This is a genomic window from Paenibacillus sp. P22 (assembly GCF_000469945.2).
Taxonomy (GTDB): domain Bacteria; phylum Bacillota; class Bacilli; order Paenibacillales; family Paenibacillaceae; genus Paenibacillus_O; species Paenibacillus_O humicus.
Genome location: NZ_CBRA020000009.1, coordinates 93,094 through 116,500 on the forward strand (window position 1 = coordinate 93,094; position 23,407 = coordinate 116,500).

Annotated in this window: 23 protein-coding genes and 1 pseudogene; 22 read left to right on the forward strand and 2 right to left on the reverse strand. The window is 60.8% G+C overall.

Going from position 1 to position 23,407, the window contains the following annotated elements; genetic code table 11:
* Positions 1-39: 39 nt before the first annotated feature.
* A complete protein-coding gene (locus BN871_RS02955) occupies positions 40-915 on the reverse strand; it encodes an AraC family transcriptional regulator (RefSeq protein WP_048744378.1) in 876 nt (291 codons plus the stop codon).
* A gap of 172 nt (positions 916-1,087) precedes the next feature.
* On the opposite strand from BN871_RS02955, the gene BN871_RS02960 reads away from it, so the two are divergent.
* Positions 1,088-1,759, forward strand: coding sequence for a hypothetical protein (locus BN871_RS02960; RefSeq protein WP_048744380.1), 672 nt, complete (start codon positions 1,088-1,090; stop codon positions 1,757-1,759).
* A 95-nt stretch (positions 1,760-1,854) separates the two neighbouring features.
* On the opposite strand, the gene BN871_RS27380 is transcribed toward BN871_RS02960, so the two are convergent.
* Positions 1,855-2,274 (reverse strand): hypothetical protein, encoded by a 420-nt coding sequence (locus BN871_RS27380; protein WP_198157999.1) that lies wholly within the window; start codon positions 2,272-2,274, stop codon positions 1,855-1,857.
* Between BN871_RS27380 and BN871_RS02970 the strand changes: the two genes are divergently transcribed.
* From BN871_RS02970 to BN871_RS27385, 21 genes and pseudogenes are all read left to right on the forward strand, one after another.
* Complete coding sequence (locus BN871_RS02970; RefSeq protein WP_232312778.1) at positions 2,264-3,547, forward strand: hypothetical protein; 1,284 nt, start codon at positions 2,264-2,266, stop codon at positions 3,545-3,547. The genes BN871_RS27380 and BN871_RS02970 overlap by 11 nt on opposite strands.
* 320 nt (positions 3,548-3,867) lie before the next feature.
* Positions 3,868-4,071 (forward strand): cold-shock protein, encoded by a 204-nt coding sequence (locus BN871_RS02975; RefSeq protein WP_048744382.1) that lies wholly within the window; start codon positions 3,868-3,870, stop codon positions 4,069-4,071.
* Between the two features lie 68 nt (positions 4,072-4,139).
* The gene (locus BN871_RS02980) at positions 4,140-4,385 is read left to right on the forward strand and encodes a cold-shock protein (protein ID WP_048744384.1); all 246 of its coding nucleotides are present in this window, start codon (positions 4,140-4,142) and stop codon (positions 4,383-4,385) included.
* A gap of 89 nt (positions 4,386-4,474) precedes the next feature.
* Positions 4,475-4,960, forward strand: coding sequence for a GNAT family N-acetyltransferase (locus tag BN871_RS02985; protein ID WP_048744386.1), 486 nt, complete (start codon positions 4,475-4,477; stop codon positions 4,958-4,960).
* 206 nt (positions 4,961-5,166) lie between these two features.
* The gene (locus BN871_RS02990) at positions 5,167-6,045 is read left to right on the forward strand and encodes a LysR family transcriptional regulator (protein WP_021881449.1); all 879 of its coding nucleotides are present in this window, start codon (positions 5,167-5,169) and stop codon (positions 6,043-6,045) included.
* 386 nt (positions 6,046-6,431) lie between these two features.
* Entirely contained in the window at positions 6,432-6,938 is a 507-nt protein-coding gene (locus BN871_RS02995) for a GNAT family N-acetyltransferase (protein WP_048744389.1), read from the forward strand.
* Between the two features lie 126 nt (positions 6,939-7,064).
* Positions 7,065-7,916: a transporter substrate-binding domain-containing protein gene (locus BN871_RS03000; protein ID WP_021881451.1), complete on the forward strand. Its 852-nt coding sequence runs from the start codon at positions 7,065-7,067 to the stop codon at positions 7,914-7,916.
* Positions 7,917-7,944: 28 nt separating this feature from the next.
* Positions 7,945-8,724, forward strand: coding sequence for an amino acid ABC transporter permease (locus BN871_RS03005; RefSeq protein WP_048744391.1), 780 nt, complete (start codon positions 7,945-7,947; stop codon positions 8,722-8,724).
* On the forward strand, positions 8,721-9,431 hold the full coding sequence (locus tag BN871_RS03010; protein ID WP_021881453.1) for an amino acid ABC transporter permease: 711 nt from the start codon (positions 8,721-8,723) through the stop codon (positions 9,429-9,431). The genes BN871_RS03005 and BN871_RS03010 overlap by 4 nt, the downstream gene beginning before the upstream one ends.
* A complete protein-coding gene (locus tag BN871_RS03015; protein ID WP_048744393.1) occupies positions 9,428-10,180 on the forward strand; it encodes an amino acid ABC transporter ATP-binding protein in 753 nt (250 codons plus the stop codon). Before BN871_RS03010 ends, BN871_RS03015 begins: the two co-directional genes overlap by 4 nt.
* 354 nt (positions 10,181-10,534) lie before the next feature.
* Entirely contained in the window at positions 10,535-11,599 is a 1,065-nt protein-coding gene (locus tag BN871_RS03020; RefSeq protein WP_048744395.1) for an LLM class flavin-dependent oxidoreductase, read from the forward strand.
* Positions 11,600-11,661: 62 nt separating this feature from the next.
* A complete protein-coding gene (locus tag BN871_RS03025; protein ID WP_048744474.1) occupies positions 11,662-12,852 on the forward strand; it encodes an amidohydrolase in 1,191 nt (396 codons plus the stop codon).
* 176 nt (positions 12,853-13,028) lie between these two features.
* Complete coding sequence (locus BN871_RS03030) at positions 13,029-13,499, forward strand: DinB family protein (RefSeq protein WP_083436209.1); 471 nt, start codon at positions 13,029-13,031, stop codon at positions 13,497-13,499.
* A 17-nt stretch (positions 13,500-13,516) separates the two neighbouring features.
* Entirely contained in the window at positions 13,517-14,869 is a 1,353-nt protein-coding gene (locus tag BN871_RS03035) for an LLM class flavin-dependent oxidoreductase (protein ID WP_048744400.1), read from the forward strand.
* A gap of 370 nt (positions 14,870-15,239) precedes the next feature.
* Positions 15,240-15,803, forward strand: a complete 564-nt coding sequence (locus BN871_RS03040) for an ECF-type riboflavin transporter substrate-binding protein (RefSeq protein WP_021881213.1) — start codon at positions 15,240-15,242, stop codon at positions 15,801-15,803.
* A 145-nt stretch (positions 15,804-15,948) separates the two neighbouring features.
* Complete coding sequence (locus BN871_RS03045; RefSeq protein ID WP_048744476.1) at positions 15,949-17,667, forward strand: ABC transporter ATP-binding protein; 1,719 nt, start codon at positions 15,949-15,951, stop codon at positions 17,665-17,667.
* Positions 17,664-18,495, forward strand: a pseudogene (locus tag BN871_RS03050) (energy-coupling factor transporter transmembrane component T family protein). The gene BN871_RS03045 and the pseudogene BN871_RS03050 overlap by 4 nt, the downstream one beginning before the upstream one ends.
* Before the next feature lie 193 nt (positions 18,496-18,688).
* Entirely contained in the window at positions 18,689-19,015 is a 327-nt protein-coding gene (locus tag BN871_RS03055) for a multidrug efflux SMR transporter (protein WP_048744404.1), read from the forward strand.
* 1,090 nt (positions 19,016-20,105) lie between these two features.
* On the forward strand, positions 20,106-21,410 hold the full coding sequence (locus BN871_RS03060) for a sugar ABC transporter substrate-binding protein (RefSeq protein ID WP_048744405.1): 1,305 nt from the start codon (positions 20,106-20,108) through the stop codon (positions 21,408-21,410).
* Complete coding sequence (locus BN871_RS03065) at positions 21,367-23,079, forward strand: sensor histidine kinase (protein ID WP_053086928.1); 1,713 nt, start codon at positions 21,367-21,369, stop codon at positions 23,077-23,079. Before BN871_RS03060 ends, BN871_RS03065 begins: the two co-directional genes overlap by 44 nt.
* 115 nt (positions 23,080-23,194) lie before the next feature.
* Positions 23,195-23,353 carry a hypothetical protein gene (locus BN871_RS27385; protein WP_021877521.1) on the forward strand — a complete coding sequence of 53 codons (159 nt, stop codon included), beginning with the start codon at positions 23,195-23,197 and terminating at the stop codon, positions 23,351-23,353.
* The last annotated feature ends 54 nt before the right edge of the window (positions 23,354-23,407 follow it).

Genomic DNA, 23,407 nt, shown 5'->3' on the forward strand with positions numbered 1-23,407 from the left:
AACTGAATTCCGGCATAGCGGCTTACGCCTGCACTCCGCTCAGCGATCGCCGATCGTCCGATGCTTCCTGCGGAATTCCCGCGGCCGGCAGCCGGTATGCTTGGCGAAGGTGCGCACGAAGAAGGGGAAGGAGGCGAAGCCCGCTTCCTCGGCAATGGAGCCGACGGGCTCGTCGGTATGGATGAGGCGCAGCTTGGCCTGCTCGATCCGATACCGGGTCAGGTAGGACAGCGGGGTGCAGCCGAATACGCTGCGCATGCAGCGGGAGATGTGGTTCGGATGAAAGTGGACCGCCTGCGCCAAATCTCCATAGGAGATCGGCTCGCGGTAATGCTGGCGAAGATAGGAAGCCGCCTGCTCCGCTATCGCAAGACGAGGGTTCGCGGGCGGCTGCATAACGGCGCCTTGAAGCAGCGTCAGCAGCATGTCCTGGAATAAGTTCTGCTGCTTCAGACGGTCGAGCGCGGAAGGCTCGTCCAGCAGCTGGTTCAGCTGGCGCAGCAGGCTGTAGACGGAATCGGGCTGGACGATGCTGCCGAACCGGGGAAGCTGAAAGGCGAATTGATGGATGCGGATGAAAGGATCGTCAGTCGTCACGGCGTGCGGCTCCACACTTTCGGCCGTCTCGCTCCAGGCTCCGAGAGTATGCAGATGAACCCAGAAAAAATGCGTTTCAGTGCTGCAAGGCCTGTAGGAGCGGTGAGCGCGATCCGGCCTCAGCAGCAAGTATTGGCCGGCAGCCACATCGAACGAAGACTGCTCTTCGGCGACATAGAGGCAGCCCTTCGCGACGATGAGAAGGTCGAACACGCCGATGTCCCTCCGCGCGGGATGGCTGCGTCCAGGCATATACGAATCTTCGCCGCTGAAGATGTAATGAGGCAGCGGCGGCGCGACAAAACGTATTTCCGACATAACCGTCTCCTTCATGCAAAATCAATTTGTCCAAGTAAATGCTTATTATATCAGAGCTTGTTGCTTCCGCTAAAGTCCAGATCGGACAAATAGATGTTGTCTTTCGATCTTATCGGCATGCATCGGCCTATGCTATATTCCCCTGGTAATCCTACCGAAAGGGGAATCGGGAATGAGCTGGAACAGTTCGGCATACGAGGCGCTGCCGCTTGGCCGCGTTCTGCCGCTTGGCTGGATGAAGGATCAGCTGCGGCTGCAGGCGGACGGCCTGACGGGTCATTTGGAGGAGCATTGGGACGATGTCGGTCCCGGCAACGGCTGGATCGGAGGCTCGGGGGAAAGCTGGGAGCGCGGGCCCTATTACTTGGACGGGCTCGTACCGCTCGCCTATCTGCTTCAGGATGAGCGCCTGATCGCCAAGGCCCGGCGCTGGATCGAATGGTCGCTGGCCAGCCAGCGGGAGGACGGCTCCTTCGGCCCGGACCGGATACAGTCTGTCAACGAGGATATCGATAAAAGCCAGGATTGGTGGCATTACATGATCATGATGAAGGTCATGATCCAGTACGAGGAAGCGACCGGCGACAACCGCATCGTTCCTTTCCTCATCCGATTTTTCCGGTATATGCATATGAACATGCACCACCATCCGCTCAAGAACTGGGCCGTTCCGCGCGGAGCGGAGCTGACGCGTCCTGTTCGCGGAGCTTGGCGATGCGTCGGCCGTGAGAGGAGCCGCGCACTTGGCCGCAAGCGCCTTTTTGGACCGGGTCAAAGCCGGCAGGACCCAGCTTCTTTCCACCCATTGAGATTCGTGTCCGGCGAACATCGTCGTTCCCGATGATCAAGCCGCTGGTTTCCTGAAATTCCAACAATTTAAAGAGGCTGTTCCCTGCGTCGACGAGATGACGAAGGGAACAGCCTCTTTTTTTAGTGCCTTTACACCGGCTTGACGAACAGCGAGTAGAGCAGCACCACCAGGATGAGGAGAGGAGCGACGTAGCGCAGCGCGACCATCCACGCCCTGTACCAGAAGCCCGCAAGGCCGGCTTCTTCCCCGGCCCGCTTCCAGGCATAACCGGTGAACAAGGTGACGACGAGTCCCCCGATCGGCATGAGCAGATAGGCGGTGGAGAAGTCGAACCAGTCGAACACGGTTTTGCCGAAGATGAGGAAGCCGCTCAGGGAGCCCGTCACGGACAGCGCCGCCGGAATCCCAAGCACAAAGCAGACGGAAGCTACGATCGAGGCGGCCTTCCGGCGAGACCATTTCCACTGGGTCATGGCGAAGGCTACCGGCACTTCAAGGATGGATACGGCCGATGTCAGCGCCGCGATGGCCAGCAGGATGAAGAACAATCCACCGAAGAAGGCGCCGAACGGCATCTGCGAGAAAGCGGCCGGCAGCCCCGAGGCCGGCGGAGACAGCGGCGCACCGGTATCCGGCCTCGTGTTCAAGCTGGAGAAGGATCCCGCCATGGGCCGCATCGCTTACGTGCGCCTCTACGGCGGCACGCTCCGCAACCGGGATTCCGTCTACAACAAGACCCAGGACATCCAGGAGAAGATTACCCAGATTCGGATCGTCGACATGCGGAGGTCCGAAGACGCCGGCATTCTGGAGGCGGGCGACGTGGCGGCGGTGTACGGCCTCAGCCGGGCGCGCATCGGAGATATTCTGGGCACGGACGCGGACGTTCCGGGGAGCCTGCGGATGGCCGTGCCGCTGCTGACGGTGCAGGCGCGATGGAAGAACGAGGCCGACTATCCGAAGGTCGTGGCCGCTTTCCAGGAGCTGGCCGACGAGGACCCGCTGCTCGATCTCCAGTGGATTCCGGAGGATCGGGAGCTGCATCTGAAGGTCATGGGTCCGATTCAGATCGAAGTGCTGGCTTCCGTCGCCAAAAGCCGGTTTGGGCTCGATGTCTCCTTCGACCCGCCATCCGTCATCTACAAGGAGACGCCGGCGGCAGCCGGAGAAGGCTTTGTCGCTTATACGATGCCCAAGCCGTGCTGGGCGATTCTCCGGTTCCGCATCGAGCCGGCCCCGCGCGGCAGCGGCTTGCAGTATCGTTCCCTGGCCAAGCCGGAGCGGCTGCTCGGCAGCTATCAGAACGAGGTGGAGCGGCGCGTTCCCGAGGCGCTCCAGCAAGGGCTGCACGGCTGGGAAGTCACCGACCTCAACGTGACGCTGCTGGAAGGGGAGCATCATGTGTGGCATACGCATCCTCTGGACTTCGTGGTCGCCACACCCATGGGGATCATGGACGGCCTTGCCAATGTCGGGACCAAGCTGCTGGAGCCGCTGCTGAGCTTCCGCTTGTCCGTGCCGGAGGAGTTCGGCGGCAAGCTGATGAACGAGCTCATCGCGATGCGAGGGGAGTTCGAGCCGCCTGTGCTGAGCGGCGAGCGCATGGAGCTGGAAGGCTTGCTGCCGGTCGCCACCTCCCTGGACTTCCCGGCCCGGCTCGGGTCGCTGACCAAAGGCCGCGGCACGCTGTCGGCCTCCTTCTCGGGATACCGGGAGGCGCCGGCCGAGGTTCAGGCGGAGCGCAAGCGCCGCGGCGTGAATCCGCTGGATCAGTCCCGCTACATCCTCGCCGTTCGCAATGCGCTGTCGCAGCAGGGCTGACGGCTGCAGCCCGCTGTCGCGGACCGGAACGGAGAAGGCGGTTTCGGCAGGCGGCAGGGCGAGGCCGCCTGCTTTGCCGAAGCCTGAACGCGCGATAGCCGGAAAGAAGCGCGCAGGAAAGCCGGCCCAAGCCGATTTCTTCATTTTCCGCAAATTTACAAATCAAAGCTTTGCTATCTGCGATTAGGTGTGTTATACTTAACAAATCGTATATGAGACGTTAAGGGTCACGTATTTGAAGGGGCCGCTTTCGCTGCCTTTTCCGATGGGTGATCTTTTTAAGATCATACATGCAAATAAACATTTTGGAGGTAACACAAATGCAAACAGGTACAGTTAAATGGTTCAACGCAGAAAAAGGTTTCGGTTTCATCGAAGTTGAGGGCGGCGAAGACGTATTCGTACACTTCAGCGCTATCACTGGCGAAGGCTTCAAAACTCTTGACGAAGGCCAACGCGTTGAATTCAACGTTGTTCAAGGCCAACGCGGCCTGCAAGCTGCAGACGTAGTAAAAGTATACTAATCATCGCCAGCGCCCTGCTAGATGCAGGGCCTTTTTGTTAGATTCATAGAGGAGGAGGTAGTGTTTCCATGTACTATTCCCGAAAGAAGACGCAAGAAGAACTGCCCACCGAGATGACACCCGTCTGGACTTGTTCCAAAGACGGCTGCAATGGATGGATGCGGAAGGATTACGCTTTCGAGCAAGAGCCGGTCTGCTCCATCTGTTCTTCTCCGATGACCTCGGGCATGCGAGACCTACCCGTCCTTATGGAATCGACCAGCGCCCTGCAGGCGGCCAAGAAAAAAGCGGCTGCCAGCCAGCAGGAAACGTAGGGATTCGGCAGAGATGCCGCAAGGAGGAGACCCGATATCCGTCGGGTCTTTTTTTGCGTGAAGGAGACTGCCGCTTTGGAGGGACGGTCATGGACTTTCGTTTGGCGGAAAAGAAGGATTATGCGGCGGTGGCCGCATTGAACAAGCAAGTATTCGACTTTCATGCGGATGCCAGACCGGACCTGCATCGCAAGGTGGAAGGCCAGTTCACCCGGGCCGTCTACGAAGGATGGCTCAACGACGGGGCGATAGACGTCATGGTGCTGGCAGCCGACGGCGGGAGCCTGCTCGGATATGCCGCCCTCGAGTGGCAGGAGGCGCCGGACAGACCGGTGTTCCAGCCGAGGAAGACGGTGTTCGTCCGGGATCTGGTCGTGAACGAGGAACATCGCGGACTCGGACTCGGCTCCAGGCTGATGGAGCAGGTCATCCTCTATGCCCGCGCCAAGGGCGCCGATGCGGTCGATCTCAACGTCTTCGAGTGCAACCCTTCGGCTATCCGCTTCTATGAACGGCAGGGGTTCCGGACCAAGACCCGGATCATGGAGTTCATTCTGGACGAGCAGGAGAAGTGAATGAAGGTGCGGCAGCTTCCAGGATTTTTTTCGGAGGCTGTCTTTTTTTGCTTTCCTTGCTTCTTGCAATGGGCAACAGGCGGGCGGCGGGCATTGAACAAGCGATCCGAATCCACGATTGACACTGATCCCCATCTGGGATTACGATACCAGATAACTAATTCCAACTAAGCGCAGCGGAATATAAGAAAAAAGGGGCCGGTCAGATGAACATCGAGAACATCGAGGCGTTTGTTTATGTCCATCACTACGGCAGCTTCAACAAGGCTGCCGAAGCCTTGTACTTGTCGCAGCCTTCGGTGACGGCCCGCATCCAGACGCTTGAACGCGAGCTGGACAGCCGTCTCTTCGACCGCCAAGCGAAGCAGATCGCGCTGACCGATAAGGGGAAGCAGTTCCTTCCTTACGCGCAGCAGATTCTCCAGACGTTCCGCAAGGGCAAGCTCCATATCCAGCAGAGACGGGCGATGCCGGGAGAGCTGCGGATCGGGAGCACGGTGTCCGTGTCGAATTATTTGATTCCCGACTTGCTGCCGCTCCTGCAGGAACGGTTCCCCCGGCTGACGTTCAAGCTGACGACGGGCACATCCGACGAGCTGGCGGCCAAGCTGCTGGACAAGGAGCTGGATCTCGCCTTTGTCCGCAGGCTTGCCCATCCCTCCCTCCAATCCATTCCCCTATACGAGGATCCCATCAAGCTGTACGTGCATGAAGACCATCCCTTCGCCGGCAGAGGCATCATTCCGATCGAGGAGATCGGCTCGCAGAAGCTGATCTTCTTTGAATGCGGCTCGCTGGACTGGCAGCGGGTCCATCGCGTCTTCGAGAGCCTGGAGCATCCCCCCGACATCGTTTTCCAAGCCGATAATTCCGAGACGGCCAAAAAACTGGTCATGCACCGTGCCGGCATCTGTTTCCTGCCGGGCATCTGCGTTCGCCGCGAAGTCGGCGAAGGCCGCCTGATTCCCGTTGAAGTCAAGGAAATCGCAGGCATCTCCCTCCATACAAGCCTCATCGCCCCAGCCGGAGAGAACATCGAGATCGTGGAAGCGATCCGAGGGTTCCGTCCGCTGCTGGAGCTGTAGCCCCGCGCGTTAATGGAGCTGGAGCTGTAGCCCCGCCCGTTGCCGGCGCCGGAGCAAAAAGCCGGCTCAGCCGTGCGTTCCACGCCCGCAGCAATAGCCGGCTTCAGCCCTCTCCAGCCGTGAGTTCCTCGCGCCGCAAAATTCATGCGTTCCATCAACCGCACCCATTGGTCCGCAGACGGGGCCACAGCATTCGTCCGCTCCTTGCTCCGGGCGCCGAGGCCTGTCCTTCAGCAAGTCAGCATCGTCTTCGGCACTTTCTATCGACGAATAGATCTTCTCTATTAGCCGTCGCCGGCAGGCGATGGTACAGTGGAACAAACACAATCCTTACTAAATGCATGGGAATTATCAATTATTAATGTGCCGGACAGGAGGAGAAGTCCATGGGGGAAATATTCCGCAAAGCCGTCAAGCGGGACGCCGAGCGTCTCCAGGAGGTCGTTTACGGAGCTTATGCGCAGATTCGCGAGCTCGAGCTCCGCTGGCCTGCCGCGCATGCGGATGTGGAGCTGATCGAGGCCAACATCGAGGCCAATGACTGTTACGTGCTGGAGCTCGACGGAGTGATCGCCGCGACGATCACGCTGAACAGAGAGCCTTTGCCGCAATCGTTCGGGAGGCTTCCGTTCCTGAAATGGTTCGCGGCGGCTCCTGAATTCCAGGGTACGGGGCTGGGAGGCAGACTGCTGGATTGGGTGGAAAATCAGGTCATACGCGATGGGCTGCACGAGCCGGCCGTGACGCTGGCGACCGCCGAGAAGCACCCGTGGCTGCTCTCCATGTACGAGCGCAGAGGCTACAAGCGGTTTCAGGCGTTCGATTCCGGCAACGGCGACGGCACGATGCATCTGCTCCGCAAGGAAGTCGGGTCCGCCTTCGAGCCTGTCTGAGCTGCACGCAGATCGTCGCTGGATGACAGACGTGGAGACCGGCTGTTTCAGCTTGATTCGCCTTCAAGCCGATATGCCCGAAGCCATTTTGATTTTGATTTCGATTGTCGATAAGGGGGATTTTTCATGAAAAAGAAAACGGCCGGCGTATCCGCCGCCATCCTGCTGACGCTGCTGCTGGCGGCATGCGGAGCCAAAGAAAACGGTGAGGAGGGGGTCAAGGCCGCTTCCGCAGGCCAGGAGACTTCCGCGCCGGTGAAGAAGATCATCGTCGGCACGGGAACGCAGTTCCCGAAAGTATGCTTTATCGATGAAAACGGCAAGCTGACCGGCTTCGACGTGGAGCTGGTGCGCGAGATCGACAAGCGGCTGCCCCAGTATGAGTTCGAGTTCCAGACGATGGAGTTCAAGAGCATCCTGCTGAGCCTGGACGCGAAGAAAATCGATTTTGCCGCCCATGAATTCGAGAAGAATCCGGAGCGGGAAGAAAAATATCTGTTCAATAAGGTGCCTTACGCCCACTGGCGCAACAAGATCATCGTCGCCAAGGACAACAACGACCCCATCGAGTCGCTCGACGACCTGAAGGGCAAGAAGTTCATTACCGGCGCGACAAGCGCGGAAGCCCAGATCCTGCTCAACTACAACAAGGAGCATGGCGACGCGCTCAAGATCGTCTACTCCAGCGGAGCGGCCAACGATACCGTGAGCCAGATCACGACGGGCCGCGTGGACGCGGCTGTCGGAGCGGACTTCTCCCTGTCGCTCATCGATCCGCAGCGCAAGCTCAAGACGGTGGGCAAACCGCTCAGCGAAGCCGATATCCTGTTCGTCTTCCGCAAGGGCGAGCCCGAGTCGCAGAAGCTGTCCGACGACATCGACAAGGCGCTGGAGGAAGTGAAGGCCGACGGAACGCTGGCCAAGCTCAGCGAGCAATGGCTCGGAGGCGACTTTACGGAGGACAGCGCGAGCAAGTAAGCCATCGCGCGGAGAGGAGGGGATGGGAATGGGCGGCTTGCCGTTTGAATTCTTCTACGTGCTGAAATTTATTCCGAAGCTGGCATCGACGCTGAACGTGACTCTGCTCATCGTGGGCGGCTCGCTTCTGACGGGCCTGCTGGCGGGCCTGCTCGCCGCGCTGCCCCGCCTGTACCGCATTCCGGTGCTGGAGCAGCTGTCCAAGGCGTATGCCTCGTTCTTCCGGGGGACGCCGATTCTCATCCAGCTGTTCCTCTTCTATTATGGGCTGCCGGAGGTGCTGAAGTGGATCGGCATCGACGTCTCTAAAACGCCTGTGCTCGTCTTCGTCATCCTGACCTACGGCCTCCATACCGGGGCTTACGTCTCGGAGACGATCCGGGCTTCCATCCTGGCGGTGGACCGGGGGCAGGTGGAGGCGGCGTACTCGATCGGCATGCGGGGCCATCAGGCGTTCGCGAGAATCGTGGCGCCGCAGGCGCTAGCGATCGCCGTGCCGGTGTTTTCCAATATGATTCTGGCGCTGCTCAAGGACACGTCGCTCGCCTTCACGCTCGGCGTCATGGAAATGACCGGCAAGGCGCAGACGCTCGCTTCGCTCACGCAGCATTTCTTCGAGGCGTATCTGGCGCTGGCCTTCGTTTATTTCGTCCTTGCTTTCGTGCTGGAAAAGCTGCTGCTGCACGGCGAGAAGAGGCTGCTCCGGCATGAGCGCGGCTCCGAAGCGGCCGCAAGCAAATTCCGCCTGCGGAGGCGGGTCTCGCTCAGGCAGCTGGCGGCGGAGCTGAAGGGAGGCACGCCCTCATGAACCTGGATCCCTCCTTTATCTGGACCGCTTTTCTCGAGCTGCTGCCGGCTGTGCCGACAACGCTCATCCTGACGCTCGTATCCGTCGTCTGCGGACTGTCGGCAGGAACCGCGCTCGCTCTGCTCCGCTATTTTCGCGTTCCCGTTCTGGGCCGGCTGGCGGCCGGCTATGTGACGGTCATTCGCGGCACGCCGATGCTCACGCATCTGCTGCTCATCTACGCGGGGCTGCCGCTTCTGATCGACGGGCTGTCGCAGCAGTACGGCTGGGGATGGAATTCGGCCCAAATTCCGATGATCGGCTTCGCGTTCCTGTCCTTCTCGGTGACCGCTTCCGCTTACGGCTCGGAGGTGATCCGCTCCGGCCTCCTGTCCGTGAACCGCGGCCAGCTGGAAGCGGCGCTGTCGGTAGGCATGACGACGGCGCAGGCGCTGCGGCGGATCGTGTTCCCGCAGGCGCTGGCGGCAAGCGTGCCGAACTTGTCCAACTTCGTCATCGGCATGATGCATGCCTCGACGCTCGCGTTTGTCGTGTCGGTCGTCGACATCAATGCGCAAGCGGAAATCGTCGCCTCGACGAACTGGAAGTTCTTCGAAGCCTTCCTCGCGGCGGCGGCCATCTTCTGGGGGCTGACCATCGTGCTGGAGAGGATATCCGCGCTGGTCGAGCGGCGGATCAATCTGTACAACCGGGGAGGCGTCGCATGATCAAGCTGAAGGGAATCAAGCTGTCGTTCGGCCGGCATGAGGTGCTGAAGGGCATCGACCTGCAGGTGGAAAAGGGCGAGGTGGTCGCGATACTGGGGCCGAGCGGCTCGGGCAAGACGACGCTGCTCCGCTGCCTGAACTATCTCGAGAAACCGGGCGAGGGCAGCATCCATATCGCCGGCTTCTCGACCGACTTCCGATCGATCAGCCGCAAGGATATTCACGAGCTGCGCCGGAAGACAGCGATGGTATTCCAGCAATACAACCTGTTCCGGCATAAGACCGCGCTGGAGAACGTAATGGAAGGGCTGCTGGTCGCCCGCAAGCTTCCGAAGGCGGAAGCCCGCGAGCGCAGCATCCGGCTGCTGGAGAAGGTCGGGCTCGGCGAGAAGCTGGACGCCTACCCGAGCCAGCTGTCCGGAGGCCAGCAGCAGCGGGTCGGCATCGCCAGGGCGCTGGCGCTGGAGCCGGAGGTCATCCTGTTCGACGAGCCGACCTCGGCGCTCGATCCCGAGCTCGTCGGGGAGGTGCTGGCGGTCATCCGGCGCATCGCCAGGGAAGGCATCACGATGATCGTCGTGACGCATGAGATGGGTTTCGCCCAGGACGTGGCGAACCATGTCGTGTTCATGGACGGCGGCGTCATCGTCGAGGAAGGACCTCCGGTGGAGCTGTTCCGCAATCCGAAGGAAGAGCGCACGCGCCAGTTCCTGAAGCGGATCACGCCGGAGGCCAGCTATACGATTTAGCCGTGCAGATCTGAGGCGTGGGCATGCAAGGCGGGGAACTGGAACGAGAGAACAAAATAGAAAGCAAGATAGAGAGCAAGATAGAGAGCAAGAAGAGGGTCTGAGAGCAAGAAAAAGCAAGCAGAAAGCAAGGCAGAGAAAACAAAGAGTTAGAGAAAAGGGCAGAAAGCAAGGAAAAGACCAAGGCAGAGAGCAAAGCAGAGAGCAAGGCAGAAAGCAAGGAAAAGAGCAAAGCAGAGTGCAAGGCAGAGAGCAAAGCAGAGTGCAAGGCAGAGAGCAAAGCAGAGAGCAAGGCAGAGAGCAAAGCAGAGAGCAAGGCAGAGAGCAAGCAAGAGAGAGTAGGGAGGGAGCAGCATGTCCTTTGCGGTAAGCGTTTTGGATCAGAGTCCAATCTATCCCGGCGATACGCCGGAGCAAGCGCTGGCCCGTACAATCCGGCTCGCGCAGAAGGCGGAGCAGCTCGGCTTCCGCCGGTTCTGGGTATCCGAGCACCATGACACCGAGCATTTGGCGGGCTCCTCGCCCGAGGTGCTGATCTCGCATCTGCTGGCCCGGACGGAGTCGATCCGGATCGGATCGGGCGGCATCATGATTCAGCATTACAGCCCGTACAAGGTGGCGGAGAGCTTCCACGTCCTGGCCGCGCTGGCCCCGGGCCGGGTCGATCTTGGAGTAGGCAGGGCGCCCGGCGGCCTGCCGCGCAGCACGCAGGCGCTGCAAAAGCATGCCGCGGCGGAGCAGCCGACGCTGACGGAGAAGATCGAGGAGCTGGCGGCTTATGTCGGGGGAACCCCGCTGCCCGAGGATCATGCCCAGGCGGGGCTGAGGGCGACTCCCATCCCGGCCGTCGCGCCGAAGGTATACGTGCTCGGCGCTACCGTTGCGAGCGCCCGCTCTGCGGCGCTGCTCGGCTTGCCGTACGTCTTCTCGCTCTTCATCGGGGCCGATGAAGAGGCGGCCGTACAGGCTTTGCGGGAGTATAGAGAGAATTTCGACGCTTCCGGCGGCGGCGTCCCGGAGGGCTTGCTCGCTGTAGCCGCCATCGCGGCAGAGACGGATGAGGAGGCGCTGGCGCAGCTGCCGTCGCAGAAGGTGGTCAAGGTGCATCTGGCGAGCGGGAAGACAGTAACTCTGGGTACGCTGGAGCAGGCCGAGGAGTACGGCCGCACTTCCGGCGAGTCCTACCGGATCGAGGAAAAGGAGCCCGTCATTGTTGCGGGATCCAAGGAGACGGTGCGGACCAGGCTGGAGACGCTGCGGGCTGCGGCGGGCATCGAGGAGTTCATCGTGACGACGAACGTGCCGGACTTCGGCAAGCGGATCCGCTCGTACGAGCTGCTGGCCGAGCTCGCTGCGGAAGCTGCCGTCCAGGAGACGGAGGCAGACAGCGAAGCGGCTGTCGGCAGCCTGTCGGAATAGATGGGAATCAAGAGGCCGACAGACCGATCAGGCTCAGTTCCAGGGGAGGAGTGGCAATCGTGATTCAACCTGCTTCCGACAAGTTCAAGGACAGGGCGGCGGAGCTGGAGGAAGAACTGGTGGCAATCCGCAGGGAGCTCCACCGGCACCCCGAGCTGTCGCATGAGGAGGTCGAGACGACCCGCCGCATCCGGGGATGGCTGCAGGCCGCAGGCATCCGGATCGCGGACGAATATCCGCTGCGCACCGGTCTCATCGCGGAGATCGGCGGTCTGCGGGAGGGGCCGGTCGTGGCTGTGCGGGCGGATATCGATGCGCTGCCGATCCAGGAGGAGACGGGATTGCCGTACGCTTCCGAGCATCCGGGCAAAATGCATGCCTGCGGCCATGACTTCCATACGGCGGCAGCGATCGGGGCGGCGCTTCTGCTCAAGGAGCGGGAAGCGGAACTTCCCGGTACGGTCCGCCTGCTGTTCCAGCCGGCGGAGGAGAAGGCGACAGGCGCCGGCAAGGTCATCGCGAGCGGAGCGCTGAGTAATGTATCCGCCGTGGTGGGGCTGCACAACAAGCCCGATCTGCCCGTCGGCACCGTCGGCATCAAGAACGGTCCGCTCATGGCGGCGGCCGACGGCTTCGTCGTCGAGGTAGCGGGCCGCGGCTCCCATGCGGCCGTGCCCGAGGCCGGGATCGATCCCATCGTAGCCGCTGCGCATATCGTGACGGCGCTGCAGACGGTCGCCAGCCGCAATGTAGGAGCGCTGCAGAGCGCCGTCGTCAGCGTGACGAAGCTGCACAGCGGAACGTCGTGGAACCTCATTCCCGACAAAGCGGTGCTCGACGGCACGGTCCGCACCTTCGACGAGGAGGTGCGGAAGCGGGTGCTGCGCCGGTTCCGGGAAGTGGCGGAGGGCGTGGCGTCGGCGCTCGGAGCCGAGGCGTCGGTCCGGTGGGTCGAGGGGCCGCCTCCGGTGAACAACGATGCGGAGCTGGCAAAGCTGGCGGAAGCGTCGGCCCAGGCTTTGGGGCTGGCGGCGATCGAGCCGAGTCCATCTCCGGCCGGCGAGGATTTCGCCTTTTACCAGAAGGAAGTGCCCGGCTTGTTCGCCTTCTTCGGCACCTCCGGACCGCAGGAATGGCATCATCCCGCCTTCGATCTCGATGAGCGCGCGCTGCCTCTGGCGGCGGCCTTCCTCGCAGAGCTGGCGGAGCGGGTGCTGCGGCACAAAGGTCAGGAGCAGAAGGGGCGGGAATAGGGTCATGAGCAGCAGCAGGCGGAGGCAGGAAGCCAGCCGTCGCTTGTCATATAGGCAAGAGCCGAAAGCGCGCACAGACGCCGAGGCGGCAGCCCCGGGGCAGCAGGAGCGCTCGGCTGCGGGCTGCGAGCAGAAGGAACCAACCATGAATGTTCAGAGGAGGAATCGTCTTGAGCGTGAGTCAAATCGATCTGCAGGCATTCCTGCAGACGCATGAGCAGCTGCAGCGAGCTATCGAGGGATTGAGCGAAGAGCAGCTTCAGATCCGTGAAGCTCCGGGCAAATGGAGCATAACCGAGGTGTTGGCGCATTTGGCGGATCACAGCATTGTCGTCTCCTTCCGAATCCGCGACATCCTTGCGGATACCGAAGCAAGGCTGCCGGCCTTCGATCAGGACCGCTGGGTATCGGGGCAGAAGTCCAATCAAGGCCGGGCGGAAGACATCCTGGCTGTCTTCAAATCGCTGCTGCAGTTCAACAGCCTGCTGCTGAGCCGCTTGGACGAAGCGGGCCTCGCCAAGACAGGCGTTAATTTCAAGGGAGAGACGGTTCGGATTCCGGATATCGTCCGGGGATTCGTCCGCCATGTGCAGGGCCATCTGGGCCAGATCGAGCGAATCAAGCAGACGGCTCAGTCCGTTCACTGACAAGGAGGGGTATAGAGATGGCCAAACGAAGGCAATTAAGGCTGGGAGCGATGCTTCACGGCGTCGGCAGCAGCACTTCCCTGTGGCGGCATCCCGACATCAAGCCGGATGCGAGCACCAATTTTCCGCTGTACAAGGAATGGACCCGCAAGGCGGAGGAAGGGAAGTTCGACCTGGTGTTCGTGGCGGACGGCCTTTACATCAATGAAAAGTCGATACCGCATTTCCTCGACCGCTTCGAGCCGATTACGATTCTGAGCGCACTGGCAGCGGTGAGCACCCATATTGGGCTCGTCGGCACTCTGTCCACCTCGTACAGCGAGCCGTTCACGGTAGCGAGGCAGTTCGCCTCCATCGACAAGATCAGCGACGGCCGTGCGGGCTGGAACATTGTCACCTCTCCTTTGGAGGGCTCGGCTTCCAACTTCAGCAAGAAGGAGCATCCCGATCACGACAAGAGATACCGCATCGCGACGGAGTATCTGCAAGTGACGCGCGGCTTGTGGGATTCCTGGGAGGACGACGCCTTCGTGCGCGACAAGGAGTCGGGCGTTTTCTTCGATCCGGACAAAATGCATGCCTTGAATCACGAGGGCGAGTTCTTCTCCGTCAAAGGTCCGCTCAACATCTCGCGCTCCCGTCAAGGGCATCCCGTCATCTTCCAGGCCGGAGCGTCCGAGGTGGGGCGCGATTATGCGGCCAAGGAAGCCGACGCGATCTTCGCCGGACATGAAACGCTGGAGGAGGCAGCGTCCTTCTATGCGGACATCAAGCGCCGTGCGGCCGCCTTCGGCCGCAATCCCGACGACGTGCTCATTTTTCCGGGCATCGGACCGATCATCGGGAAAACGGAGGAGGAGGCCGAGCGCAAATACCGGGAGACGGCGGCGCTTGTCTCGACCGAGAACGCGCTGCTCTATCTGGGCCGCTTCTTCGAGCATCACGACTTCTCGCAGTACGATCCCGATGCGCCGTTCCCCGAGCTGGGGGATCTCGGCAAGAACAGCTTCCAGAGCACGACCGACCGCATCAAGAAGACGGCCCGGGAGCAGGGACTGACGCTGCGCGAGGCCGCTCTGCAGGTGGCGACGCCTCGTCCTCTCTTCATCGGAACGGCCGAGCAGGTGGCGGACCGGGTGCAGGAATGGTTCGAGGGCGGCGGAGCGGACGGCTTCATGATCGGCAGCGGCGTCCCGAACGCGCTGGAGGACTTCATCGACGAGGTCGTGCCGATTTTGCAGGCCCGCGGCTTGTTCCGCATCGAGTACGAAGCGGATACGCTGCGGGGCAATCTGGGCCTGCCGGTGCCTGCGAACCGTTATGCGGCGCGGAGGACAGGGCAGGAGAAGGAGACGGTGCAGAAAGGCTGAGGCGGGGTAGGCTTCTTCAATGGAAAGCGGAGAGATCATGCGAGTCGGTGAAGGAAGACTTTCTTTCCCGATTCGACGGATTGGAGCGGGGGTTTTCCCCGTCTGGAGGCGTCATGCGGCTTGCACAGCGTTTGGCTCCTCTATTTTTTTGCAGGGAAGCGTTGTCCGGCTGGCGGGAAAGATCCCCATGGACATACTGGGCTCATCATGGTAAAAAAAGAGAGCGTGATTGGTTTGGTCGCTGGACGTCCCTGAGGATGAATGAATTTTCGCAGAACGCGGCTAAAATAAGAATTGTAAATTCCGAGTATTCCGATATATAATCTTCCTAACATCGAGCTGACAAGCTCTTAATTAGGGGGAGAAAAGCATGGCTTTTTCCAAACGAAATCCGATCGAGACGGTCGTAGCGATCGGAATCGGCTCCGCGCTGTTCACCATTCTGGGCCGATTCGGATCGATTCCGACCTGGATTCCGGACACCAACGTGGAGACGACCTATGCGCTGCTCGCTCTGTTCGCCGTCCTGTACGGACCGCTGGCGGGGGTGCTGATCGGCTTCATCGGACACACGCTCAAGGATCTTACCTACGGCACGCCATGGTTCAGCTGGATCATCGCATCCGCTGCCGTGGGCCTCATCATCGGCCTGGCTTCAGGCAAGGTTAGAGCGGTAATTGACGACGGGGACTTCAGCTTCAAGACGATCATTCGCTTCAATCTCTATCAGATCGCAGCCAATGCCGTCGCCTGGTTCGTGATTGCACCGTCGCTGGACATCCTCATCTACGCCGAGCCGGCGAACAAGGTATACACGCAAGGACTGGTAGCCGGGGCATCCAATATGGTGACGGTAGCCATCCTCGGCACCCTCCTTCTGGCCGCCTACGGCAGAACCCGCGTCAAGAAAGGCAGCCTGACCCGGGAAGCGTAATTTGCGGCGCTGGACCGCGGTTGTGGAACGCATGCTTTCCATATTTGCTCCATGGGATTTTCCAGCATGCTCCGAAGCCGGCGCCAAGCAGCCGGCTTTTCTTCATATACAGGGCCGAGGCTCTAGCAGAAAGAGGTCGATCAACATGGGAGACAACCGCAGGCCGGCGGCCGAATTCAAAGGATTCTCGTTTCAATACCGCGCCCAGAGCGAGCCGACCTTGCACGATATCGATCTGGTTATCCATGAAGGCGAAAAGGTGCTCATCGTCGGTCCGTCCGGGTCAGGCAAAAGCACGCTCGCACACTGCATCAACGGGCTTGTCCCCCATTTCCACGCCGGAGAAATGGAAGGGGAGGCTCTCATTGGCGGGGAGAATCTGGCCGAGCTGGATATTTTCGCGCTGTCGCGCAAGGTCGGCACGGTGCTGCAGGATCCCGACGGGCAGTTTGTCGGCATGACCGTGGCCGAGGACATCGCGTTCACTCTGGAGAACGACGGCATGCCGCAAGCCGAGATGAAGGCCAAGGTAGCGGCTGCTGCCCGCAGCGTAGGCATGGAAGGACATCTGGAGTCATCTCCGCAGTCGCTGTCCGGCGGACAGAAGCAGCGCACCTCGATGGCCGGCGTTCTCGTCGGGGAGGCGGGCATCCTGCTCTTCGACGAGCCGCTGGCCAGCCTCGATCCCGAAGCGGGAAGGCTCGCGGTGGAAATGATCGACGATATCCACCGGCAGACGGGCTGCACCGTCATCATCGTCGAGCATCGCTTGGAGGAAGTTCTGCATCGCAGCGTGGACCGGATCATCGTCATGGGAGAAGGACGGATTGTCGCGGATCTTAGCCCGGAGGAGCTGCTCAGCTCCTCGACGCTGCGCGAGCTGGGGCTGCGCGAGCCGCTTTACCTGACGGCGCTGAGATACGCTGGATGCCCTATCGGTCCGGAGCTGAAGCCGGCCAGCATCGAGACCGTCTCGCTGGAGAGCGGAGGAGCGGATCAGCTGCGCGCGTGGCACGAGGCGGCGGAGGCCGCGCAGCCTCTCTTGGCGCGGGAGCCGGTGCTGGAGCTGGAAGGCATCTCCTATGCCTACGATGCCGGCAAGGAGGTGCTGTCCGGCCTGTCGCTCTCGATCGGAGAGGGCGAGCTGGTCGGCATCGTCGGCCGCAACGGAGCCGGCAAGTCGACCCTTTCGAGGCTGATCTGCGGTTTCGGACGTCCGACCGCGGGACGGATTCTTTATCGGGGCCGGGATATCGCAGGGGATACGATCAAGGAGCGCTCGGAGCGGATCGGCTACGTGATGCAGAACCCCAACCATATGATCTCCAAGCATCTCATCTATGACGAAGTCGCGCTTGGCCTGCAGCTGCGAGGGGCCGGCGAAGAGGAGATCCGCGAACGCGTGCTGGAGACATTGAAGATCTGCGGCTTGCATCCCTTCCGCAGCTGGCCGATCTCGGCGCTCAGCTACGGGCAGAAGAAGCGGGTCACGATCGCGTCCATCCTCGTCCTGGATCCGGAGGTCATCATCCTGGACGAGCCGACGGCGGGGCAGGACTTCCGCCATTACAACGAGATGATGGAATTCCTGCTGGAGCTGAACCGCCGGGGCAAAAGCATCGTCGTCATCACGCATGACATGCATCTGCTGCTGGAGTATGCGGAGCGGACGCTGGTCATCGGCGAGGGCCGTGTGCTCGCCGACGCGCTGCCGGCGGATGTGCTGACGGATGCCGCTCTCGTGGAGGAGGCGAGTCTCCGGGAGACTTCGCTCCAGCGGCTGGCGGCACGCGCAGGCATCGGGGATCCGAGGGAATTCGTGCGGCGCTTCATCGTCCGCGACAGGGAGGCGAGACGCTCATGAAAGCCAGGATGATCGCTTACCGCCATCAGGATTCGCCGATCCACCGTCTTGGCGGGGCCGCCAAGCTGGCGTTCTTCGCCATCTGGTCGGTGACGGCGATGATGACGTACGACACGAGGGCGCTGGGGTTCATGCTCGCGATTGCGGTCGCCGCCTTTGCCGTGTCCAAGGTCAAGTTCGCCGACTACAGCTTCGTGCTCTATCTGATCCTGTTTTTCTTCCTGCTGAACCATATCGCCATCTTCCTGTTCTCACCGCTGGAGGGCGTCAAGATCTACGGCACCCGCCACGACCTGCTGCATCTGGCCGGACGGTACTGGGTCACGGAGGAGCAGCTGTTCTACCAGTTCAATATCGCCCTCAAATATATGACCGTGATTCCGATGGCGCTGCTGTTCATCCTGACGACCCACCCCGGCGAGTTCGCCTCCAGCCTGAACCGGATCGGCATCAGCTACCGCATCGCCTATTCCGTCAGCATCGCCCTTCGTTACATTCCGGACATCCAGCGGGATTTCCAGAACATCTCGCACTCGGCGCAGGCTCGCGGCATCGATATTTCCCGCAAGGAGAAGCTGCTCAAGAGGCTGAAAAACGTCGTCGGCATCCTCATGCCGCTGATTCTGACGAGCGTGCAGCGGATCGAGACCGTGAGCGCCGCGATGGAGCTGAGGGGCTTCGGGCGGGGGGCGCGGCCGCACCTGGTACAATGCCCGTCCCTTCCGGACGGGCGATTACGCGGCTGTGGCGCTGGTCGTCGCCATCGCTGCCGTAACGGCCTGGCTGACCTTCCGCGACGGCTCACGGTTCTACAACCCGTTTCGCTAACAGGAACCCCGGCCCGGAGGCCGGGGTTTTGGCGTTTGTAGTTGAGCGCGCCTTTTTCGAGGGGACATTGGCCCTGCGGTTTGAGAAGAAAGGACGCGAGGTCGAGGGGCGAGGCTCGGGAGAGGATGATATACTGGAACGGATTGGTCATTCGGCCCGTGTTCACTTGGGCCTTTCGGGGAAGGTGTTCGGCATGAAGGGGTACTTGTTTCTGGCTGCGGCCATCGTCAGCGAAATCTTCGGGACGTCCATGCTCAAGGCATCCAGCGGCTTCAGCAGACTGTGGCCGAGCCTCGGCACGGTGGCCGGATTCGGCATCGCGTTCTACTGCTTGTCGCTCGCTCTGCAGCATATTCCGCTCGGGATCGCATACGCGATCTGGTCCGGCGTCGGGACCGTCATCACGGCCGCCATCGGCATCATCGTGTTCAAGGAAACGGCGAGCATGACGACCGCGATCGGCATCGCGCTCATCGTCGCCGGCGTTGTCGTGCTGAATTTGAAGGGTGCTGCACACTGAGGTTATTGGCGATGCCGAGGTTCCGGATATGAATGCGAGTCATGGTTCCGGTAGATAGAATTGGGAAAGGACGAAGGCTTCGCAGTTGCACATAAAGGATTTGAAACCGACAGGGTCCGCAGTTGCATGCAGAGGATTTGAAACGGACGGGGTCCGCAGTTGCACGCAGGAGTTGAAACCGACAGGGTCCGCAGTTGCACACGGAGGAGTTGAACGGACGGGGTCTGCAGTTGCACACGGAGGATTTGAACGGACGGGGTCTGCAGTTGCACGCAGAGGAGTCGAAAAGGACGAAGGCTCCATAAACTGACCGAGGTTTCGTGTCAGTCATAAGATCGTATCGGACTAGGATCGAGTCGGCCATGAAATCGTATCGGACATACGATCCGTTATTTTTGGCGAAATCGCCAATCCGAGCACTTATCGGACATAGGATCCGTTATTTGAGGTAAAAAGCCTGTTTTCAGGGGGTAATCATCCAAATAAGGAATCCTATGTCCGTTAAATTTTTTTGAATGGGTAAATTCGTGCAAATAGCGGATCGTATGTCCGATAACTGGCAGCAAGGCATCTAGTCCACCTTTTTCTGGCGTGTCTTGTATGCCGAATACCTCATATTACTGCTACAACGCCTTAAAGACCCACAAACCCTCAAAATCCAAAGGTTTAATAACTATTAAAGTTCCCCAAACCCCAAACCCCAAACCCCAAACCCCACAAACCGGCAAACCCAAAGGTTTCATAACCATTAAAGTTCTACAACCCCTGCAACCCCCTCCAACCTCAAAGCAGCCGCACCCGCGCCAAAACATCACCCATAGAGGTGCGACATCCATGAAACAATCGGATAACGGCCTCGCAATGGGAAGGACTATACACCAATGTGCACAGGATGCGAAGGGTGCAGCGTCGACCTATGTCCTGGTGAAAATGCATCTTCGCTATTGAGAGGAGTCTTTCTTTTTCCTGAATCTCCCTTTCCCGCAACAATTGCTTGAGCGGTGGTTATGATATTTAGTATTCGTTATATCCCGGGCTTGCGCGCTGGGGTATCGTTAAGCATGCCGAAGGGCAGCAAGGGGGAAGCAGCATGAAATACGGGCGAAAAGCGGCCCGGACAGGCCTGCTGGCGGCAATGGCGCTGCTCGCCGGCTGCGCGGGACCAGGGTCCGGCGGAGAAGGCGGAGCGGGGCCGGACAAGCCGTTTCAAGGCAAAACCCTCGTGTTCGCGGCGGCAAACCATCCCTGGGCGGATGCGATCAAGCCGCTCCTGCCTGAATTCGAGGCGGAGACGGGCATGAACGTCATCGTCCAAAGTTACTTTGAAGATCAGCTTACTCAGAAGCTTATCCTGCAGCTGACGAGCGGCACGGGCACGCCGGATGTGTTCATGTACCGGCCGCTGCAGGAAGGTCGGATGTTCGACCGCAACGGCTGGCTGGAGCATCTGGACGGCTATGTGAAGCAGGACTCCGCGTACGACTGGAGCGATTTCTCGCCCCAGGCGGTCCGCTCCGCTACGGTGGACGGTCGTCTGGCGGGCATTCCGGTCGTTACGGAGCAGGGCGTGCTTTATTATCGCAAGGATCTGCTCCGGCAGGCCGGAATTCCGGTGCCGAAGACGCTTCAAGAGCTGGCCGAGGCGGCACGGAGGCTCCATGATCCGGCAAGCGGCATCTATGGCTTCGTCTCTCGGGGCCAGCGCTCGCCGCTCGTGACGCAGGTTTCGTCGTTTCTTTATTCCGAAGGAGGAGACTTCACCGAAGGCGGCAAGGCCGCCATCAATTCGCCCGAGGCGATCCGGGCGTTCAAGCTGTACGGAGGGCTGCTCCGGGATTACGGTCCCCCGGATGTCATCAATATGTCCTGGCCGCAGGCGATCGCGTTTTTCGCAGAAGGCAAAGCGGCCTTTTACACGGATGCGACATCCATCTACCACAGCGTGACGGACCCCGGACGCTCCAAGGTGGCGGACAAGGTCGGCTTCGCGCCGTTCCCCGCGGGCTCGGGAGGCTCCCGGACCTACAGCATCACCTCGTGGGGCATGGCGATGAACCCCCGGACCGCCGACAAGGACGCGGCGTGGGCGTTCATCCGCTGGGCGACCAGCAAGGAGAACGTCCTGGCCGCTCAGGCGCTGGGCAATACCGGCGCCCGCAAGTCCGTATGGAGCCTGCCGGAAGGCACGGCGGCGTTTCCGCCGGAGCTGGCGGCTGTGATTCGCGGCTACGGAGATACCGGCATCGACCATGACCGTCCGGTGGCGGTCCATGTAGCCGAAGCGCGGGAGGCGGTAGGGGAAATCGTGCAGCGGGTGATGACGGGCTACCCGGACATCAAGGAGAAGGCGGATGAGCAGAATGCGGTTCTTCAATCGATTCTGGATCGCGAATAACCGCGGCGCCGGCCGGCGCCGGGTGTCCCTGTTCACCAAGGTAGTCGCCGTGCTGGCGCTGCTGCTGCTTCCGGTCCTGCTGCTGTACAGCTATTCCAACCGTCAGGCGGAAAAGGTCGTGGAGGAGCAGCTGCGCTCCTCCAACCTCAGCGAGCTCGGCTTCTTCGCGAACCGGATGGACAACGTCATGGAGAGCCTGTCGCTGTTTCCGGTCATCCTCAGCTACGACCCCCATATCCGCGACTATGTCGCCGGCGAGGGGGAGGCGCAGATCAACCCGCTGAAGGCGCAATCGCGGATTCGGGAGAAGCTCAGCCTGCAAAGCGCTTCCGGCAGCTGGACGAACGACCTGTCGATCGCTCTGCCGCGGCAGAGCTCGGTGCTGAGCTCGAACATCTACGTCAACGGAGCGGACGCCTGGGGCTGGGACAAGCCCATCCGCAAGGAATGGACGTACGAGGAGGATCTGTCGCGGGGCAACCCGGCGGGAACGTTCCTCCGCGAGACGGCCGAGCCTGCGGACGCCGGACTTGCAGGCGAGGCGGACGCGGTGTTCCAGGTGCGCTTCCCCGCGGAGGCGCTGCGGGATCTGCTGGATCTGTACCGCAAGGACAAGCGCAGCGATCCCTTCCTGTACCGTTCCGGTCAGGAGCTTATTCTGGGCAGCAGCTCGGACCGCGCCATGGCGGAGGCGATCCGGGACGGATTGCTGAGCCGAACGGAGGCGCCCAGAGGCCAGCAGACGATCGAGGTCGGCGGCCAGTCCTATCTGGTCAGCTATGTGAAGTCCGCTCAGCTCGGCTGGTATTTGGCCGATTACGTCCCGGTCCAGCGGATTCTCAGTCCCATTACATCCGTCCGCAACTGGTTTTACGGCTCGATCGCGGCGCTCGTGCTGATCGGATTCGTCTCGGCGCTGCTGCTCTACCGCAACGTGCAGATTCCGCTGCAGAAGATGATTCGGGGCGTGCGCCGGATGAGCAGCGGGGACTTCTCCTCGAGGATCGAGTACAAGGCGGGGAGCGAGTTCGACGATCTGATCGGGCATTACAACGAAATGGCGGGCAAAATCCAGGTGCTGGTCGAGGATGTGTATACGGAGCGGCTTCGCTCCCGCGAGGCGACGCTCAAGCAGCTGCAGTCGCAGATCAATCCGCATTTCCTCTACAACTCGCTGTTCTTCATCGCCAACTCGGCCATGATGGAGGACCGGGATGCGGTCATTGCGATGGCGGAAAATCTCGCCGACTACTACCGCTACTCGACCCGCCTGGAAAACCAGCTCGTTCCCGTGCGGGAGGAGCTGGAGCTGGTCCGCAGCTACCTGACCATCCACAACCTGAGAATGGACCGGCTTCAATATGAGATCAACGTGCCGGAAGAGATGCAGGACGTTCTCATCCCGAGGCTGCTGCTGCAGCCGCTCGTGGAGAACTCCATCGTGCACGGCATCGAGCCGCGCCTCGAAGGCGGCTGCATCGTCATCGAAGGCCGGCAGGAAGGCGGCTGGTGCAGCCTGACCGTGAAGGACAACGGCGCCGGCTTGGACGCGGCAGGGCTGGACCGGTTCCGCGCCGGCGGATGCCAGCGCCCGACGTCTGCCGAGGACAGTCCGTCTGAAGCTTCGCCGTCCGGCGGCGAGGAAGCGGTGGATCCGGAGGACGCTTGATGGCATAATGGTGCACGGCTTGCTTGAACCTTTTCTTGATAGGGTAAGCATCTTTACCCGAGGCCGTTGATGGCCGGATACGGGACAATCAACGTTCAAAAGGAGAGTGGCCGGCATGGCGAACCAAATCAATGCAGGAAATCCCGATGAACGGGACAAGCAAAACCCGGAGAACAATTCTCCGGAGCAGACCCGCAAAATCGAGCAGGGGCAGAACATAGATCCTCAAGCGGAAGGCAGCAGCAAGCCTGTTTCGGCTGACAAGCAGTCCTGAGTCCTGAACGTGTCGGGAACATGAATGCCTTCATGAGGCTGAACCCGGGAGTTG